This is a genomic window from [Mannheimia] succiniciproducens MBEL55E, from assembly GCF_000007745.1.
GTDB lineage: Bacteria > Pseudomonadota > Gammaproteobacteria > Enterobacterales > Pasteurellaceae > Basfia > Basfia succiniciproducens.
Genome location: NC_006300.1, coordinates 1,748,198 through 1,765,141, shown reverse-complemented (window position 1 = coordinate 1,765,141; position 16,944 = coordinate 1,748,198). Strand labels below are relative to the sequence as shown.

The following is a 16,944-nucleotide window of genomic DNA, read 5'->3' as shown; positions in this document are numbered from 1 at the left end:
CCCCCCTCAGTCACTGCGTGACAGCTCCCCCCATAAAGGGGGGAGCGAAAAAATGTATAGGTTAGTACTACAGTCCTCAATAAATAAGTGCGTTGGTCGTTATTCTGTAGTTTCCAAATAATGGCGGACTCATATGTCGATTAACGGTTAATTTTAAAAACAACTACCTTAAACAGGACATAAATGTTGTAGCCGATGGTTATAATTCTAACCCTTTTCGCTCCCCCTTTATGGGGGGAGCTGTCACGTGATTTGAAAGGCGATCAGATTCAGTTTCACCTTTTCGCTCCCCCTTTATGGGGGGAGCTGTCACGTAGTGACTGAGGGGGGCGTTACAGTCATAAAAAAGCGGTCAATTCATAATTGATATTGACCGCAAAGGGGGTTAAAGGGAATTATTATGCTGTGTTTTTACTTTAATTAGCCTTCGATACCTTCAAATAACGCCGTACTTAAATAACGTTCTGAAGCGGAAGGAAGAATCGCTACGATTAATTTATCTTGGAATTCCGGTAATTTTGCTAAACGATCCGCCGCCGCAACTGCCGCACCGGATGAAATACCAGCAAGAATACCTTCTTCAGCCATTAAACGGCGGGCGGTTTTTATTGCCGTATCACTATCTACGGTTTCAACGCGGTCGATAAGCGAAAGATCTAAGTTTTTCGGAATAAAACCGGCACCGATACCCTGAATTTTATGCGGACCCGGTTTAATTTCTTCGCCGGCTAAGATTTGTGTAATAACCGGGCTTTCGGCAGGTTCTACGGCAACGGAAGTAATTTGTTTGCCTTGGTCCAGCTTAATTGCTCGGGAAATACCTGTAATTGTACCGCCGGTACCCACGCCTGCAACAACCACATCCACTTTACCTTCGGTCGCCTGCCAAATTTCGACACCTGTGGTTTGTTGGTGAATTGCCGGATTCGCCGGGTTTTCAAATTGTTTTAGCATGATATAACGGTTCGGATCCGATGCGACGATCTCTTCCGCTTTAGCAATAGCGCCTTTCATACCTTTTGCGCCTTCCGTTAACACCAGGTTTACGCCTAGACCGCGTAATAAACGTTTACGCTCAAGGCTCATTGTTTCCGGCATAGTCAGAGTAATTTTATAACCGCGGGCGGCAGCTACATAAGCAAGAGCAATACCTGTGTTACCGCTTGTAGCGTCAACAATTTCTTTGTCTTTAGTTAAAACGCCGTCTTTTTCCGCTTGCCATACCATGTTTGCACCGATACGGCATTTCACACTGAAACTTGGGTTACGGCTTTCAATTTTAACAACAAGGTTTCCGTTGTGACCGAAGTTATGTAAACGAACTAACGGAGTATTACCGATTGAATATGAGTTATCTGCAAAAATTGTCATAAAATGTTCTCCTCAGAACTATGCTTTAGTTGCAATATTTATAGCACTAGCCTTTATATTAAAAAAATAGTTATTTGATCTATTTTATAACCAACGTTTATATAAAAAGGTCGGTATACTACCGACCTTAATAAATAAAAACGGAAAAACTTGATAACCTTGATAACCTTTTGATTTATTTAATTATCTGTTTCGAATATTGTTTGAGTGGCGCGCTATATCGCTACCCGGTTTTTCCGTCGAGGCGGTTGAAACTGCGGTAGATTTTTGCAGATTTTTATCAAGATAAAGCTGTTTCCGATAAGTGTCCACCCACATTGCCGTCGCACCGCAAACCGCTACCGGAATAATCACAAAATTAATAAAAGGCACAAATGTACAAAGGGTGACAAACGTACCGAAAGTCACATTTTGAATACGGTTTTCATTGAGTTTGAATTTCATTGTCGGGAAAGAAATTTTATGATTATCAAAAGGATAATCGCAATATTGAATTGCCATCATCCAAGCGGTGAATAAAAAGGTCAGCACCGGAATCAGGCTTTGCCCGATAAGCGGGATAAAGCTTAAAAGGAATAAACCGATATATTTCGGTAAACTGTAAAGCAGTTTTTGCCATTCGCGTGCCAGCATTCGCGGCGTGTCTTTAATAAATTCCATGGTCGTCATATTTTCGCCGGACTCGCCGGTAAGCATGGCTTCCGCTTTTTCCGCCAGCAAGCCGTTAAAAGGGGCGGCGATAAAGCCCGATAACGTATTAAAAATAAAATAAAAAACAAGTAAAATCATTAAGATAGACAAAGCGAGTAAAATACCGCTTAACCAACTTAGCCAATCGGGAATAAAGCTTATCACCCCTTCGATCATATCGCTGATTTTACTGACAAAAAGCCAGAAGAGCCCGCTGAGCAGTATAATATTGAGCAAAACCGGCATAACCACAAAACGTCTCAAGCCTTGTTGGCCGATTAAATGCCAGCCCATGACAAAATAATGAAACCCGGATTTTATTTCCTTTTCTTTTTTCATAAAACTCCCTAAAAAAATATAGATTAAAAAACGAATGAGGGCTAGCATACAAAGTGCGGTCGGAAAAAGCAAAGATTTTATCTTACGGCGAATATTCGCGGAATTTACTGGTAATATGAGTTATTAAACATTGAATTCGCCGGCGAATTTCAAGATAAACATACCATTAAATCAATAAAATATGGTAAGCTAGGGGCATTTTAGAGCACATGATTAGAATGTGAATATAGTTGTAAAAACAGGAAATAGGATAGCCGAACGATGGATTTAAATACGATTTTAATTATTTTAGGTATTCTTGCACTTGTGGCGCTGGTCGCTCATGGGTTATGGTCGAATCGTCGTGAAAAATCACAATATTTTGAAAATGCAAATACATTCGGTCGCGCAAATCGACAGGACGAGCCTATTTCAACTCCGGAATCTTATAAGCAGGCAAGAAATGTGGCACCGGCGTTTACTCAACCGAAACAAGCGGTAATTCATCAGGAACCGCCGGTTCAACAGCCTTTAAATACAGAACCTGAACCTATAACTCAGGAAACGCCGGTTAGAGCCGAGCCCCAATCGGTCGATCAAATTAAAATTACCTTACCGAATGTCGAACCGGCACCGGCGGAATCCGCTCCTATTTATGAAATGCGACCGTCCCGCCGTAATACCGAACCTCAATATTATCAACAGCCGAGCGAACCCTATTATCAGCAACCTGTGCAACAAAATCTTGCCCGGCAAACTATTGCGGATATCGAGGCGACAGTAGATCCGAACGAAGGGGTTAATTCTTCTTCCGAATATTTACGTACTCAATTGCAGGAAGCGTCACAGGAAGGCAATCAGATTTTTACCCAATCGCCGCTTTCACGGGCGCCGTTACAACAACCTATTGAATTCGACCAACCGGCACAACAGGAAAAAGAGTCAGATAATAACGAAGATGAAGACGTTTCTTTTGTGATGTTATATGTGGCGGCGGCGGAAAACCGTCAGTTCCAAGGGACGGTTTTAGTTCAGGCTTTGGAAGATTTAGGTTTCTCTTTAGGTGAAGATAATCTTTATCATCGCCATTTGGATTTAACCGTAGCAAGTCCGGTGTTATTCAGTGCCGCCAATATTACTCAACCGGGAACATTTAATCCTTATACGCTGCATGAGTTTTTTACCGACGGCGTGGCGATTTTTATGCGTCTTCCATCTCCCGGCAATGATCGTACCAACCTAAAAATTATGATTCGTTCTGCCAAAACTTTGGCGCAGCAACTTGGCGGTTTTGTATTAACGGAACAGCAGGAGCTGTTTACCGATGCGGCGGAAGAAGAATATTTAGCCAAAATAAAATAAACGGATTTAAAATTTTCGAAAAAAAGACCGCACTTTTGCGTTTGTTAAAAGTGCGGTTTGCTTTCTCAGGACTTGACTATAATGGATATTAATCAACAAATTAAACAATTAAGGGATACGCTGCGTTATCACGAATATCAATATCACGTATTAGACGATCCGAAAATCCCCGATGCGGAATACGACCGTTTATTTCATCAACTAAAAGCGCTGGAGCAACAGCACCCGGAGTTAATTACGGCGGATTCGCCGACTCAACGGGTCGGCGCCAAGCCGCTTGCCGGATTTGCTCAAATCACCCATGAACTTCCCATGTTATCGCTGGATAACGCTTTCTCAGATGAAGAATTTAATGCCTTTGTAAAGCGTATTCAGGATCGATTGATTGTGTTGCCGCAACCGCTGACATTTTGTTGCGAACCTAAATTAGACGGGCTGGCGGTGAGTATTTTTTATGTGAACGGCGTATTAACTCAAGCGGCGACCCGCGGCGACGGCACAACGGGCGAAGACATTACCTTAAATATTCGCACTATCCGCAATATTCCCTTGCAATTATTAACGGACAATCCGCCGGCCCGGCTGGAAGTGCGCGGTGAAGTTTTTATGCCGCACGAAGGTTTTAACCGCCTGAATGAGCGTGCCCTTGAACATGGTGAGAAAACTTTTGCCAATCCGCGTAATGCGGCGGCGGGTTCACTGCGCCAGTTAGACCCGAAAATTACCAGCCGGCGTCCTTTGGTGTTTAATGCTTACAGTGTTGGCATTGCCGAAGGCGTGGAATTGCCCGCTACTCATTATGAACGGCTACAATGGCTGAAATCCGTGGGTATTCCGGTAAATTCTGAAGTTCAGCTATGTGACGGAAGCGAAAAAGTGCTGGAATTTTACCGCAGTATGCAGCAAAAGCGTCCGACCTTGGGTTACGATATCGACGGTACGGTGTTAAAAATCAACGATATTGGCTTGCAGCGGGAATTAGGTTTTATTTCTAAAGCGCCGCGTTGGGCGATTGCCTATAAATTTCCGGCGCAAGAGGAATTAACCCGGTTAAATGATGTTGAATTCCAAGTGGGCAGAACCGGCGCAATTACGCCGGTGGCAAAACTTGCGCCGGTGTTTGTGGCGGGCGTTACCGTGAGTAATGCAACTTTACATAACGGCGATGAAATTGCTCGCCTTGATATAGCCATTGGCGATACGGTGGTTATTCGTCGGGCGGGGGATGTGATTCCGCAAATTATCGGCGTGCTTCACGAACGCCGTCCGGCTAATGCGCAGGCTATTGTTTTTCCGACTCAATGCCCGGTCTGCGGTTCTAAAATCGTGCGTATTGAAGGCGAAGCGGTGGCACGCTGTACCGGCGGCTTATTCTGTGACGCCCAGCGCAAAGAAGCGCTTAAACATTTTGTCTCCCGTCGGGCAATGGATATTGACGGTGTCGGGGCAAAACTGATTGAGCAGTTGGTGGATAAAGAACTTATCCGCACGCCGGCGGATCTGTTTAAATTGGATTTAATTACACTTATGCGTTTGGAGCGTATGGGGGAAAAATCCGCTCAAAATGCGTTGGACAGTTTGGAAAAAGCGAAAAACACCACGCTTGCTCGCTTTATTTTTGCCTTAGGTATTCGTGAAGTGGGCGAGGCGACGGCGCTGAATCTGGCGAATCACTTTAAGAATTTAGACGCCTTACAGGCGGCAAGCCCGGAGCAATTGCAGGAAGTGGCGGATGTGGGCGAAGTGGTGGCAAACCGTATTTATGTATTTTGGCGCGAGCAGCATAATATTGATGCGGTAAATGATCTGATTGCTCAAGGAATTCATTGGGAAACCGTTGAAACAAAAGAAGCGGGCGAGAATCCTTTCAAAGGCAAAACCGTTGTGCTTACCGGCACATTAACGCAAATGGGGCGAAACGAGACAAAAGATTTGCTGCAGCAGCTCGGCGCAAAAGCGGCGGGCAGCGTTTCTGCCAAAACTCATTTTGTGATTGCCGGCGACAATGCCGGTTCCAAATTAACCAAAGCGCAGGAATTGGGCGTGGCGGTGATGAGCGAGGCGGAATTTCTGGCTATTGTGAACGCTTACAAGCGCTAACCGGCTTGAAAGCGGGTAAAACAAAAGTGCGGTTAAAAAATTTAATTTTTTTGACCGCACTTTGATCTGTTCCCGTAAATTAGGTAGTCGAATCAGTTTTTCAATCAATCAATTAATTGAATACTTGCTCCATTTTTTGACCGGCATTTTGGATATCCTTACCCACGCCTTTTGTGGTTTCACAAGCCGATAAAGTGAAAATAAACGCACCGGCGACTAATAATGCCATAATCTTTTTCATAATTTGCACCTCTTTGTTGGGTTGATGTATTAGTTTTATTTTAATTCCGTATTTTTAGCAAGAAAATTTTCCATATTACGGTTTTTTATTAGGGGCCGTTAAACAGACTTTAATTATGCAGTTTGCCCGTTTTTTGTTTGAAATGGAAACGGCATACCGATAAATAGCGCTCATTGCCGCCGATTTGGATTTGCTCGCCGTCTTTGACCACATCGCCCCGCTCGTTTAAACGCAGCACAAAGTTCGCTTTGCGACCGCAATGGCAAATGGTTTTCAGTTCTTCCAATTGATCCGCCCAGGCTAACAAATATTGGCTTCCTTCAAATAATTCAGCCTGAAAATCCGTACGCAAGCCATAACAAAGCACAGGGATATTCAATAGGTCAACTACATCACTTAGCTGATAAACCTGTTGTTTGGTCAGAAACTGCGCTTCGTCAATGAGGATGCAATGGAGTTTTTCCGAAGCTAAATGCCTTTTTATTTCTTCAAATAGATTGCTTTCTCTATTGAATAATTTAGCTTGTTGGCTAATGCCGATGCGGGATGTTACCCTGCCGGCGCCAAAGCGATCGTCAATCGCCGCGGTATAAACCAAGGTGTTCATATTGCGTTCGTTATAGTTATAGGCAGATTGCAGCAGGGTAGTGGATTTCCCTGCATTCATTGTTGAATAGTAAAAATAAAGTTTTGCCATAATTTAAAAGTGCGGTTAATTTTTTATTATTTTTTAGGTTAGGGTCCGTTTATAAAAGATAAACGAACCCTAAATTGCTTCAAGTTCGATCATCGGCCAGCGAGGTTTCACTTCGATAGCAAGGTCGGTGCGTTCGCCGTGTTTCAAACGCAGATAACCCACATAAGAAATCATTGCGCCGTTATCCGTACAAAATTGCGGGGCGGGATAAAAGACCCGTCCTTTTAAATCGTCCATCAGGTTTGCAAGCCCCTGACGAAGCTGTTTATTGGCACTTACTCCGCCGGCGATCACTAAACGTTTATAACCGGTTTCCTTTAACGCGCGTTTGCATTTTATCGCGAGAGTTTCCACCACGGCGGTTTGGAAGGCATGGGCGATATCCGCTTTCGTCTGCTCGCTGAGTTCGCCTTCGTTTTTAATTGCCTGATTAATGGTATTGGCGGCAAAGGTTTTCAAACCCGAAAAGCTGAAATCCAATCCGGGGCGATCCGTCATCGGTTTCGGAAAAACAAAACGTCCGGCACTGCCTTTTTCCGCCAAACGGGAAAGCGCCGCACCGCCGGGATAATCCAAGCCCAATAATTTTGCCGTTTTATCAAAGGCTTCGCCGGCGGCATCATCAATGCTTTCGCCCATTACTTCATATTTGCCGACACCCTCAACTTTGACTAATTGGGTATGACCGCCGGAAACAAGCAGCGCAATAAAGGGAAATTGCGGTCTGTTGTCGGCATCTTCCAACATCGGCGCCAATAAATGTCCCTCCATATGATGAACGCCGACAGCAGGCACGTTCCAGGCATAGGCAAGCGAACGGGCGATGGTGGAACCGACCAATAACGCACCTACTAATCCCGGACCGCAGGTATAGGCAATCCCGTCAATGTCTTTTGCGGTTAAATTCGCTTCCTGCAATGCAGCTTCAATTAACGGAGCGGTTTTTCGGATATGATCGCGCGAAGCAAGTTCGGGCACAACGCCGCCGTAATCGGCGTGCAGCGCAATTTGCGTATAAAGCTGGTTGGCAATCAGCCCTTTGTCTTCATCGTAAATAGCGACGCCCGTCTCGTCGCAAGATGTTTCGATTCCTAAGATTCGCATGGATTTTCTCTTAATTTAAAAAGTCTTAAAAAATTGTGGCAAATTCTACCGCACTTTTCATTGTTTGTTGAGCGTTAAAGCGGTGTTTGCTCATAAAACAACAAATCAATACTTTACTTTTGCTATGAATTTGGATTAAAATTGGCGACCTTATTGAGTAAGTTGCTCAGTAATTTTGCAAAATTAACTTAACTTATTATCAAATTATTTTAGAGGTGATGGCTTATGCCAGTAATTAAAGTACGTGAAAACGAATCATTTGACGTTGCATTACGTCGTTTTAAACGCTCTTGCGAAAAAGCGGGTATCTTAGCAGAAGTTCGCAGCCGTGAATTCTATGAGAAACCGACTACAATTCGTAAACGTGAGAACGCGACTCGTGCAAAACGCCACGCTAAACGCGTAGCTCGTGAAAATGCTCGTAATACACGTTTATATTAATTAGATTTTTAATTTAATTAAACTCGAGTTCGACAAACCGTGAAACCCTGAAACAGAATTGAGCAAGGGAATCACGGTTTTGTTCATTGTAGTCTTCATTAATTTCCTTATCTTGTTTGAGGTTGGCTAATGGGCGTTCCGATTCCCCGTTCATTCATTAACGATATACTGGCTAAAGCTGATATAGTGGATGTAGTCAATTCACGGGTAAAACTCAAAAAAGCCGGCACGAATAATTATCAGGCTTGCTGCCCTTTTCATCATGAGAAAACCCCTTCTTTTACCGTAAGTAAAAATAAACAGTTTTATCATTGTTTCGGCTGTGGCGCCCATGGTAATGCTATCGGTTTTTTGATGGAATACGACAAACTCGAATTTCTGGAAGCGGTGGAAGAACTGGCTAATTTCCTCGGTTTAGAGGTTCCCCGCGAAGCCGGCAGTGATAAAAAATTCGAGAAATCTCAACCGCACTATCAAAATAAACGCAATCTTTATGAATTGATGCATGATATTGCCGAGTTTTACCGGCAGCAATTGCCTCATAGTATTCCCGCTCAAGCCTATTTGCAGAAGCGGGGATTGTCGGAAGAAGTCATCGAACGTTTTGCCATTGGTTTTGTCCCCGACAGTTTTAATGCGGTGTTACGCCGTTTCGGTACCACAAAAGCGGAACAGCAAAAATTATTTGATTTAGGTATGCTTTCCCGCAACGATCGCGGTGATATTTATGATCGTTTCCGTAACCGAATTATGTTTCCTATTCGTGATCGTCGGGGTAGAACCATCGCTTTCGGCGGACGGGTTTTAACTGATGAGCGGCCGAAATATCTGAATTCGCCGGAAACGCTGACTTACCATAAAGGTAATGAAATTTACGGGCTGTATGAGGCGCTGCAAATCAACGATTCGCCTGAAATGCTGCTGGTTGTGGAGGGCTATATGGATGTAGTGGCGCTGGCGCAGTTCGGGGTAAATTATGCTGTTGCTTCATTGGGTACTGCAACTACCGCAGAGCAGATTCAACTGATATTCAGAGCATCAGAACAGATTGTCTGTTGCTATGACGGCGACCGAGCGGGACGGGAAGCAGCATGGCGGGCGTTAGAGAATGCCTTGCCTTATTTACAGGATGGTCGTCAGTTAAAATTTGTTTTTCTGCCCGACGGCGAAGACCCGGATACCTATATCCGCCAATACGGAAAAGATGCTTTTGAGGACTATATTCAAAAAGCGCTTTCGTTAAGCGATTTTATGTTTACGCATTTGATCGAACAGGTTGATCTTTCCAGTAAAGAGGGGAAAAGTAAGCTTGCCGCTTTAGCCGTGCCGTTGATTAAACGGATTCCGGGGCAAATGCTGCGTTTATATTTGCGCAATATTCTGGCGCAAAAACTGGGGATTATCGATCAAACCCAATTAGAAAGTTTAATCCCAAGCAAGATTGAACAACCGGAAGCAGCGATTGAAAAAAGTCCTGCGGTTAAACGTACGCCGATGCGTTTGTTAATCGGTTTGTTGCTGCAAAATCCGCAATTGGCACAGTTAGATTATGATTTAGAGCCGTTAAAAAGCCTAAATGAGCCGGGATTCGAGCTGTTTTATGCATTAACAAAATTATGTCGTGACAATATGGGGATTACCATGGGGCAAATTCTTGAGTATTGGCGAGACTCACAATACAGTAAGCCCCTTGAAATTTTAGCGATTTGGGATCATTTAGTAACGGATGATAAAATCCAGGAAACATTTTTGGAAACCTTGCTTTATCTTTATGTCCGGTTTACGGATCAAAATATCGAAAGGTTGATTGCTAAGGATCGTAGTACCGGTTTATCCCCTGAGGAAAAACAAGAGCTGGCACAATTATTAGCCCGACCACAACAAAATAATAGTTAATCAACCGTAACAGTGGTAAAATCAAACGTATTTTATCTTTCATATAACTAATGAATCAAAGGCGGACGTCATATATGGATCACAATCCACAATCTCAATTGAAATTGTTAATCGCCCAAGGGAAAGAACAAGGTTATTTAACTTATGCAGAAGTAAATGATCATCTTCCTGAAGAACTTGTTGATACGGATCAAATTGAAGATATTATTCAAATGATTAATGACATGGGTATCCAAGTGCTGGAAAGCGCACCTGATGCCGATGATTTAATGTTGAGTGAAACCATTGCCGATGAAGATGCGGTGGAAGAAGCGACTCAGGTATTGTCAAGTGTTGAAGCGGAATTAGGCAGAACAACGGATCCGGTGCGTATGTATATGCGTGAAATGGGAAGCGTTGAATTATTAACCCGCGAAGGCGAGATCGATATTGCAAAACGTATTGAAGACGGCATTAATGAAGTACAAAGTGCTGTTGCAGAATATCCGGAAGCTCTGGATTATTTACTGAAACAATATGAACAAGTTGAAGAAGGTTCGGTTCGTTTGGCTGATTTGATCACAGGTTTTGTTGATTTGAATGCGGAAGAAGCAAGTGAAGAAATTTCTGATTTAGAGGAAGTGCTTGATGATGAAGACGGCGATATTCCGGCGGATGCGCTAAATGATGAGGAAGAAGACGAAGAGAGCGATGAAGGCGATACCTCAACGGACGATAGCGATAATTCTATCGATCCTGAAGTCGCTCGTGAAAAATTCTCCGCATTAAAAGATCAATGTGTTAAAACTTTAGAATTTATTGAAAAATACGGACGCACCGATAATAAAGTAAAAGAACAGATTCAAGTTTTGTCTGATATTTTTACTCAATTCCGTTTAGTCCCTCGCCAGTTCGATACGTTAGTGTTGTCAATGCGCAGTATGATGAAACAAGTTCGAGCGGAAGAACGTCAAATTCAACGCCTTGCCGTGGATTATGCGAAAGTGCCGAAAGATGATTTCCAAAAGGCCTTTATCGGTAACGAAACCTCTGAACAATGGTTGGAAAGCTTGTTGCAAAGCAAAAAAACTTATGTAGAAAAATTGCAGCAACGGGCACCGGAAATCAGTAAATCTATCGTGCGTTTACAGCAGGTTGAAACGGATACGAAATTAACCGTTCAACAAATCCGCGATATCGGCGAACGTATTGCTCAAGGTGAGTTGAAAGCCCGTCGCGCCAAAAAAGAAATGGTGGAAGCGAACTTACGTTTAGTGATTTCTATTGCGAAAAAATATACCAATCGTGGTTTACAATTCCTGGATTTGATTCAGGAAGGTAATATCGGCTTGATGAAAGCTGTAGATAAATTCGAATATCGCCGCGGTTACAAGTTTTCAACTTATGCAACCTGGTGGATTCGTCAGGCGATTACCCGTTCTATTGCGGACCAGGCGCGCACCATTCGTATTCCGGTGCATATGATCGAAACCATTAATAAATTAAACCGTATTTCCCGTCAAATGTTACAGGAAATGGGCCGTGAGGCTTCACCTGAAGAGTTGGCTGAACGTATGGGAATGCCGGAAGATAAAATCCGTAAGGTGCTTAAAATAGCCAAAGAGCCGATTTCAATGGAAACTCCGATTGGTGATGACGATGATTCGCATTTAGGTGATTTCATTGAGGACAGCACCTTGGAATTACCGTTAGATTCCGCAACGGCACAAAGCCTGAAAGTTGCCACTCATGAAGTACTTGAAGGTTTGACCCCGCGTGAAGCGAAAGTTTTGCGTATGCGTTTCGGTATTGATATGAATACGGATCATACTCTTGAAGAAGTAGGTAAACAATTTGATGTAACCCGTGAACGTATTCGTCAGATTGAAGCAAAAGCATTGCGTAAATTGCGTCATCCAAGCCGTTCGGAAACGTTGCGCAGTTTCCTGGATGAATAATCTATAAAAAAATAAGGTTCGGCTTTCCGGACCTTATTTGTTTGAAAAATCGACGATTATCGACCGCACTTATAGACTTCATTCCAATATTTCAATATAATCACCTGGCTTTTAACGAAAGCACATTTCTTTTGCCCCCATAGCTCAGTTGGTCAGAGCAGGCGACTCATAATCGCTTGGTCACAGGTTCAAGTCCTGTTGGGGGCACCATTTATTATTCTGCCTTTCAATTTTCCCGCTATATCGGATAACAATTCGGTAATAAAAAACCGACTAAGTCGGCTTTTAAAGAATATCAATCGCGGAAGTTATTAAACTGGAAAGGTTGTCCTAATTCCGCACCTTTAACCAATTGAATCGCGGCTTGAAGGTCATCGCGGGATTTGCCGGTTACACGAACCTGTTCGCCCTGAATTTGTGTTTGCACCTTCAATTTGCTGTCTTTAATCAGCTTTGTGATTTTTTTCGCCGTTTCGGTTTCAATGCCTTGTTTTAACTTCACTTCTTTTGAATATAATTTGCCGTGATGTTCGCTTTCCGTCGGAATATCTAAGGATGTGCTGTCGATATTACGTTTAATACAGGCGCCGATTAGAATTTCAATTAACTGTTCCAATTGGAAATCCGATTCCGTAGTTAATTTAATCGTCTCATTTTTTTCATTTAATTCAATAACGGCTTCTACACCGCGAAAATCATAGCGTGTCGATAAAATACGGTTGGCATTTTCAACCGCGTTATTTACTTCGTGCATGGTAATTTCTGAAACAATATCAAATGATGGCATAATTCATTCTCCTGTTATGATAAATGCTTAATTTTTTCACCGGCGCTCAATAAACAGAGCAGGGCGGTTAAGTCGGCAAAGTTTACCACAACTTGCGCCTGTTGTTGTACTTTTGGTTTAGCGTGGAAGGCAGCGCCAAGATTCGCCTGTTTCAGCATAAGCAAATCGTTCGCACCGTCACCGATGGCAACGGTATTTTCTAACGGAATATTAAATTCGCGGGCTAAACGTTTTAAAGTGTCCGCTTTATATTGAGCGTGCACGATATCGCCTTTTACCCGCCCGGTGAGCTTGCCGTTTTCAATGTCGAATTGGTTTGAAACGGCGGCATCTAAGTTCAGTAATTCTTTCAGATAATCGGCAAAATAAGTAAAACCGCCGGAAGCGATGGCAACCCGCCAATTATGTTGCTGTAATATCCGTACGGTTTCTTTTAAGCCGGGCATTAAAGGCAATTGCAGGCGAACTTCCTGTAAAATTGTTTCCGGCGCATCTTTTAATGTACTTACCCGGCGGCGTAAACTTTGCTCGAAATCCAATTCGCCGCGCATAGCAGCCGCAGTAATCGCCGAGACTTCTTCGCCGGTGCCGGCTAATTTTGCAATTTCATCAATACATTCTATTTGAATTGCTGTTGAATCCATATCCATCACAAGCAACCCCTGTTCCGCAAGATTCGCATTAAAATCAATTTTTGCCGCGTCAAGGGTGAGATCGTGGGCATGGGTTTCATAGCTTTTTTGCCAATGTCCTTTTAATAACACGACAATATTATGCAGATTATTCCAGCAATCGAAAATTTGAAAATTTTCACCGCACTTTTGTTGAAAAGCCTGAAGTTTTGCAGGTTCTAAATTGGTGCCGAATAAAATAAAATAATCCCGGCCTTCGGTTTGGGGCTGATTGTTGATTAATTTATTAGGGAAGGGGGAATAATGTTGTTTGATGTCTTTAAGAGTCAGATTAATGAATTCGCTTGTTTGCATAAATTAACGGATCCTATGATATTATTATGATAATCTTAGTTTATGTGTAAACTTTATCATAATACTATCGCTTTCAGTTTTTGGGGAACATAATTTGCATATAATTAAAGAAAAATTGGCGAAATCCTTAATGTTTGTTGTGATTATTGCCCTTTGCATCACCGTAATGAGCATTATTTTGTTTGGTATAAATCAGTTTAAAATCGGCTCTCAGTTGGCGAGTGTGAATCAGGTATCCAATCTTTCTCACTTATTGGTTCGCCAACAGGCAAATTTATTTTCCATGTTATTGGTAAATAATGCCGGAAATGAACAGCTCACGGATAATCTCGAAAATCTGACCAAAGATAAATTTGTATTGGATGCCTCAATTTACGGCAAAAACGGCGAATTACTGGCACAAACCCGTAATACTTTAGATTTGCGCGAACAATTAGGATTAAACGAAGAGAGTTCAAAACATCATGTAGTGAATCGGCAACAAATTGTGGAGCCCATTTATTCTCCAAACGGTATTGAAGGTTTTTTACGGGTGACCTTTGATTCAAAATACGGACAAACGACACAAAATAAGATCAATCAGATTTTCCACCGTTTATACGGAGAGTTAATTATCGTATTTCTGGCCGGGGTTATTCTGGCAAGTTCCGTTCATTATTTTTTAAGCCATTATCGCCGTGCGCGTCGCAGTCAAATAACGGAACAAATCAATACGGTAAAAGAAATCAAAAACAGTTCCGCTTTAGTTTTTCACCGTCGCCGCAGAAGATACCGTTAGTGTCGAATTGCTAATTCAGGATAATAAAAAACCGCAACTATAAAAGTGCGGTTTTATTTATTCGATTTTTTAAAGCTTTAAAAATTACGCTAATTTTTTGATTTGAGCAACTAATTTAGATTTATGATTAGCCGCTTTGTTAGCATGGATTAAGCCTTTAGAAGCCATACGGTCTACAACTTTTTGCATTTCTACAAATGCTGCTTGAGCAGCTGCTTTTTCACCTGCTGCTACTGCTGCGTATACTTTCTTGATGTATGTACGCATCATTGAACGTTGACTTGCGTTGTGTTGACGGCTTTTTTCTGATTGAACCGCACGTTTTTTTGCTGACTTGATATTAGCCAAGGTCAAACTCCTAAGAATTTCTGTAATTAAACGAACATAAAATAAAGGCGTAAAATATGCCCTTTTTATGCAGGTTTGTCAATGATTAATTAAGTAATTTCTGTTAGTTTCGGTGAGACACAACCGAATGTTTCCACCGTTTTGAGTGTCGCTATAAGCCGTTAAGCGATGAAATTAACGATGTGGGCGAGATTTTATCAGTTTTTTTGCTTAGAATATAGCGTAAAAATGAAATTTCTATACAATTAGGCAGAAATTTTATATTTGAAAATATTTTTATTAATAAGGCTATATTTTGAGCAAACGACTTTTAAAATCAGGCATCATTGTAAGTACAATGACGCTGTTATCCCGTGTTTTAGGTTTAGTACGGGATGTGGTAATCGCTAATATTATCGGGGCGGGAGCCACGGCCGACGTTTTTTTATTTGCTAACAGGATTCCTAATTTCCTGCGTCGTTTATTTGCCGAAGGGGCATTTTCTCAGGCGTTTGTACCTGTGTTGGCGGAATACCAAAGATCAGGCGAATTAAGCAAAACGCAAGAATTTATCGGTAAGGTTTCGGGAACGCTTGGCGGCTTGGTTTCTATCGTGACCTTACTTGCAATGGTCGGATCGCCCGTAGTCGCGGCGATCTTCGGTACCGGTTGGTTTATTGATTGGATCAATGACGGACCGAATGCCGAAAAATTTACTTCCGCTTCATTGTTATTGAAAATTACTTTTCCTTATTTGTGGTTTATTACTTTTGTGGCGTTATCCGGTGCTATTTTAAACAGCCTGGGTAAATTCGGCGTGATGTCGTTTTCCCCGGTGCTGCTGAACATTGCGATGATTACTACCGCACTTTTATTGGCACCTCAAATGGAATCCCCGGATGTCGCTTTAGCTATTGGTATTTTTATCGGCGGATTGCTGCAATTTTTGTTCCAGTTGCCTTTTTTGAAAAAAGCGGGTCTATTAGTTCGCCCGCGTTGGGCATGGAATGATGAAGGTGTAAAAAAAATCCGTACATTAATGATTCCCGCGTTGTTCGGGGTTTCCGTTAGTCAGATTAATTTATTACTGGATACCTTCATCGCCAGTTTTTTAATGACCGGTTCCATCAGTTGGCTTTATTATTCCGATCGTTTGTTGGAATTCCCGTTGGGCTTATTCGGCATTGCAATTTCTACCGTGATTTTGCCGACTCTTTCCCGTCAGCATGTCAACCGCGCCGACGACGTGCAAAAAAGTGCGGCGGACTTCCGCGCCACTATGGATTGGGGCGTTAGAATGATTTTATTGTTAGGCGTGCCGGCGACTATTGGTATTGCGGTATTGGCTCAACCTATGTTGTTGGTGCTTTTTATGCGCGGGCAATTTAGCTTAACCGATGTGCAGGCGACCTCTTATGCGTTGTGGTCCATTAATGTGGGCTTGCTGAGTTTTATGCTGATTAAAATTCTGGCTAACGGTTATTATGCCCGACAAGATACGAAAACACCGGTCAAGATTGGGATTATTGCTATGATTAGTAATATGGTATTTAATTTACTGGCTATTCCTTTCAGCTATGTGGGGCTTGCTATGGCTTCGGCAATGTCGGCAACTTTAAATGCCTATTTATTATATCGAGGATTAGCTAAAGCCGATGTGTATTGTTTCACGAAGCAAAGTGCGGTCTTTTTTTTGAAAGTTTTAGCGGCGGCTTTGGTTATGGGAACGGTAGTTTGGTATTTTAGTCCGCAATTAGTAATATGGAACGAGATGGCATTTTTGACTAAAGTCATCCGGTTAGCCGAGTTAATTCTGATTGCCGCATCAAGTTATTTACTGATGTTGGTAATACTAGGTATTCGTAAACGTCATTTGCTTGCCCGTTAAATTTATTATCCTTAATAAGAA

At 42.4% G+C, this 16,944-nt stretch carries 15 protein-coding genes and 1 tRNA gene; 8 read left to right on the top strand and 8 right to left on the bottom strand.

Going from position 1 to position 16,944, the window contains the following annotated elements; genetic code table 11:
* Window positions 1–420 precede the first annotated feature (420 nt).
* Both cysK and cysZ read right to left on the bottom strand, forming a co-directional pair.
* A complete protein-coding gene (gene cysK / locus MS_RS08115) occupies window positions 421–1,371 on the bottom strand; it encodes a cysteine synthase A (protein WP_011200935.1) in 951 nt (316 codons plus the stop codon).
* A gap of 183 nt (window positions 1,372–1,554) precedes the next feature.
* Window positions 1,555–2,400 carry a sulfate transporter CysZ gene (gene cysZ / locus MS_RS08110; RefSeq protein ID WP_041639955.1) on the bottom strand — a complete coding sequence of 282 codons (846 nt, stop codon included), beginning with the start codon at window positions 2,398–2,400 and terminating at the stop codon, window positions 1,555–1,557.
* A gap of 261 nt (window positions 2,401–2,661) precedes the next feature.
* Between cysZ and zipA the strand changes: the two genes are divergently transcribed.
* Both zipA and ligA read left to right on the top strand, forming a co-directional pair.
* The gene (gene zipA, locus MS_RS08105) at window positions 2,662–3,741 is read left to right on the top strand and encodes a cell division protein ZipA (protein WP_011200933.1); all 1,080 of its coding nucleotides are present in this window, start codon (window positions 2,662–2,664) and stop codon (window positions 3,739–3,741) included.
* Between the two features lie 81 nt (window positions 3,742–3,822).
* Window positions 3,823–5,841, top strand: a complete 2,019-nt coding sequence (gene ligA, locus MS_RS08100) for an NAD-dependent DNA ligase LigA (RefSeq protein WP_041639952.1) — start codon at window positions 3,823–3,825, stop codon at window positions 5,839–5,841.
* 112 nt (window positions 5,842–5,953) lie between these two features.
* Here the strand turns inward: ligA and MS_RS08095 are convergent, their stop codons facing one another.
* The 3 genes from MS_RS08095 to tsaD all read right to left on the bottom strand — a co-directional run bounded on the left by MS_RS08095 (window position 5,954) and on the right by tsaD (window position 7,883).
* On the bottom strand, window positions 5,954–6,082 hold the full coding sequence (locus MS_RS08095; protein ID WP_041639950.1) for an entericidin A/B family lipoprotein: 129 nt from the start codon (window positions 6,080–6,082) through the stop codon (window positions 5,954–5,956).
* A gap of 109 nt (window positions 6,083–6,191) precedes the next feature.
* Window positions 6,192–6,779 carry a thymidine kinase gene (locus MS_RS08090; RefSeq protein ID WP_011200929.1) on the bottom strand — a complete coding sequence of 196 codons (588 nt, stop codon included), beginning with the start codon at window positions 6,777–6,779 and terminating at the stop codon, window positions 6,192–6,194.
* 69 nt (window positions 6,780–6,848) lie between these two features.
* On the bottom strand, window positions 6,849–7,883 hold the full coding sequence (tsaD, locus tag MS_RS08085) for a tRNA (adenosine(37)-N6)-threonylcarbamoyltransferase complex transferase subunit TsaD (RefSeq protein WP_011200928.1): 1,035 nt from the start codon (window positions 7,881–7,883) through the stop codon (window positions 6,849–6,851).
* A 225-nt stretch (window positions 7,884–8,108) separates the two neighbouring features.
* Here tsaD and rpsU point away from each other — a divergent pair, with 225 nt between their 5' ends.
* From rpsU to MS_RS08065, 4 genes are all read left to right on the top strand, one after another.
* The gene (gene rpsU / locus MS_RS08080) at window positions 8,109–8,324 is read left to right on the top strand and encodes a 30S ribosomal protein S21 (protein ID WP_005717672.1); all 216 of its coding nucleotides are present in this window, start codon (window positions 8,109–8,111) and stop codon (window positions 8,322–8,324) included.
* A gap of 129 nt (window positions 8,325–8,453) precedes the next feature.
* Complete coding sequence (gene dnaG, locus MS_RS08075; RefSeq protein ID WP_011200927.1) at window positions 8,454–10,220, top strand: DNA primase; 1,767 nt, start codon at window positions 8,454–8,456, stop codon at window positions 10,218–10,220.
* Between the two features lie 74 nt (window positions 10,221–10,294).
* Window positions 10,295–12,157, top strand: a complete 1,863-nt coding sequence (gene rpoD / locus MS_RS08070) for an RNA polymerase sigma factor RpoD (protein ID WP_041639944.1) — start codon at window positions 10,295–10,297, stop codon at window positions 12,155–12,157.
* Window positions 12,158–12,290: 133 nt separating this feature from the next.
* A tRNA-Ile gene (locus MS_RS08065) sits at window positions 12,291–12,367 on the top strand.
* 85 nt (window positions 12,368–12,452) lie between these two features.
* Here MS_RS08065 and MS_RS08060 read toward each other — a convergent pair.
* Both MS_RS08060 and serB read right to left on the bottom strand, forming a co-directional pair.
* Window positions 12,453–12,944, bottom strand: coding sequence for a YajQ family cyclic di-GMP-binding protein (locus MS_RS08060; RefSeq protein ID WP_011200925.1), 492 nt, complete (start codon window positions 12,942–12,944; stop codon window positions 12,453–12,455).
* 14 nt (window positions 12,945–12,958) lie between these two features.
* Window positions 12,959–13,930 (bottom strand): phosphoserine phosphatase, encoded by a 972-nt coding sequence (gene serB / locus MS_RS08055; RefSeq protein WP_011200924.1) that lies wholly within the window; start codon window positions 13,928–13,930, stop codon window positions 12,959–12,961.
* Between the two features lie 94 nt (window positions 13,931–14,024).
* Here serB and MS_RS08050 point away from each other — a divergent pair, with 94 nt between their 5' ends.
* Window positions 14,025–14,708: a YtjB family periplasmic protein gene (locus MS_RS08050; protein WP_011200923.1), complete on the top strand. Its 684-nt coding sequence runs from the start codon at window positions 14,025–14,027 to the stop codon at window positions 14,706–14,708.
* Window positions 14,709–14,792: 84 nt separating this feature from the next.
* On the opposite strand, the gene rpsT is transcribed toward MS_RS08050, so the two are convergent.
* A complete protein-coding gene (rpsT, locus tag MS_RS08045) occupies window positions 14,793–15,056 on the bottom strand; it encodes a 30S ribosomal protein S20 (protein ID WP_011200922.1) in 264 nt (87 codons plus the stop codon).
* A gap of 295 nt (window positions 15,057–15,351) precedes the next feature.
* Between rpsT and murJ the strand changes: the two genes are divergently transcribed.
* Window positions 15,352–16,923, top strand: a complete 1,572-nt coding sequence (gene murJ / locus MS_RS08040; RefSeq protein WP_011200921.1) for a murein biosynthesis integral membrane protein MurJ — start codon at window positions 15,352–15,354, stop codon at window positions 16,921–16,923.
* Window positions 16,924–16,944: the final 21 nt, after the last annotated feature.

What these genes read in the sequence shown, in the direction of transcription:
- ligA (WP_041639952.1), top strand. Translation starts at nt 3,823, where the DNA reads ATGGATATTAATCAACAAATTAAACAATTAAGGGATACGCTGCGTTAT.
- MS_RS08060 (WP_011200925.1), bottom strand. Translation starts at nt 12,944, where the DNA reads ATGCCATCATTTGATATTGTTTCAGAAATTACCATGCACGAAGTAAAT.
- rpsU (WP_005717672.1), top strand. Translation starts at nt 8,109, where the DNA reads ATGCCAGTAATTAAAGTACGTGAAAACGAATCATTTGACGTTGCATTA.
- cysZ (WP_041639955.1), bottom strand. Translation starts at nt 2,400, where the DNA reads ATGAAAAAAGAAAAGGAAATAAAATCCGGGTTTCATTATTTTGTCATG.
- cysK (WP_011200935.1), bottom strand. Translation starts at nt 1,371, where the DNA reads ATGACAATTTTTGCAGATAACTCATATTCAATCGGTAATACTCCGTTA.
- zipA (WP_011200933.1), top strand. Translation starts at nt 2,662, where the DNA reads ATGGATTTAAATACGATTTTAATTATTTTAGGTATTCTTGCACTTGTG.
- tsaD (WP_011200928.1), bottom strand. Translation starts at nt 7,883, where the DNA reads ATGCGAATCTTAGGAATCGAAACATCTTGCGACGAGACGGGCGTCGCT.
- serB (WP_011200924.1), bottom strand. Translation starts at nt 13,930, where the DNA reads ATGCAAACAAGCGAATTCATTAATCTGACTCTTAAAGACATCAAACAA.
- MS_RS08095 (WP_041639950.1), bottom strand. Translation starts at nt 6,082, where the DNA reads ATGAAAAAGATTATGGCATTATTAGTCGCCGGTGCGTTTATTTTCACT.
- rpoD (WP_041639944.1), top strand. Translation starts at nt 10,295, where the DNA reads ATGGATCACAATCCACAATCTCAATTGAAATTGTTAATCGCCCAAGGG.
- dnaG (WP_011200927.1), top strand. Translation starts at nt 8,454, where the DNA reads ATGGGCGTTCCGATTCCCCGTTCATTCATTAACGATATACTGGCTAAA.
- MS_RS08090 (WP_011200929.1), bottom strand. Translation starts at nt 6,779, where the DNA reads ATGGCAAAACTTTATTTTTACTATTCAACAATGAATGCAGGGAAATCC.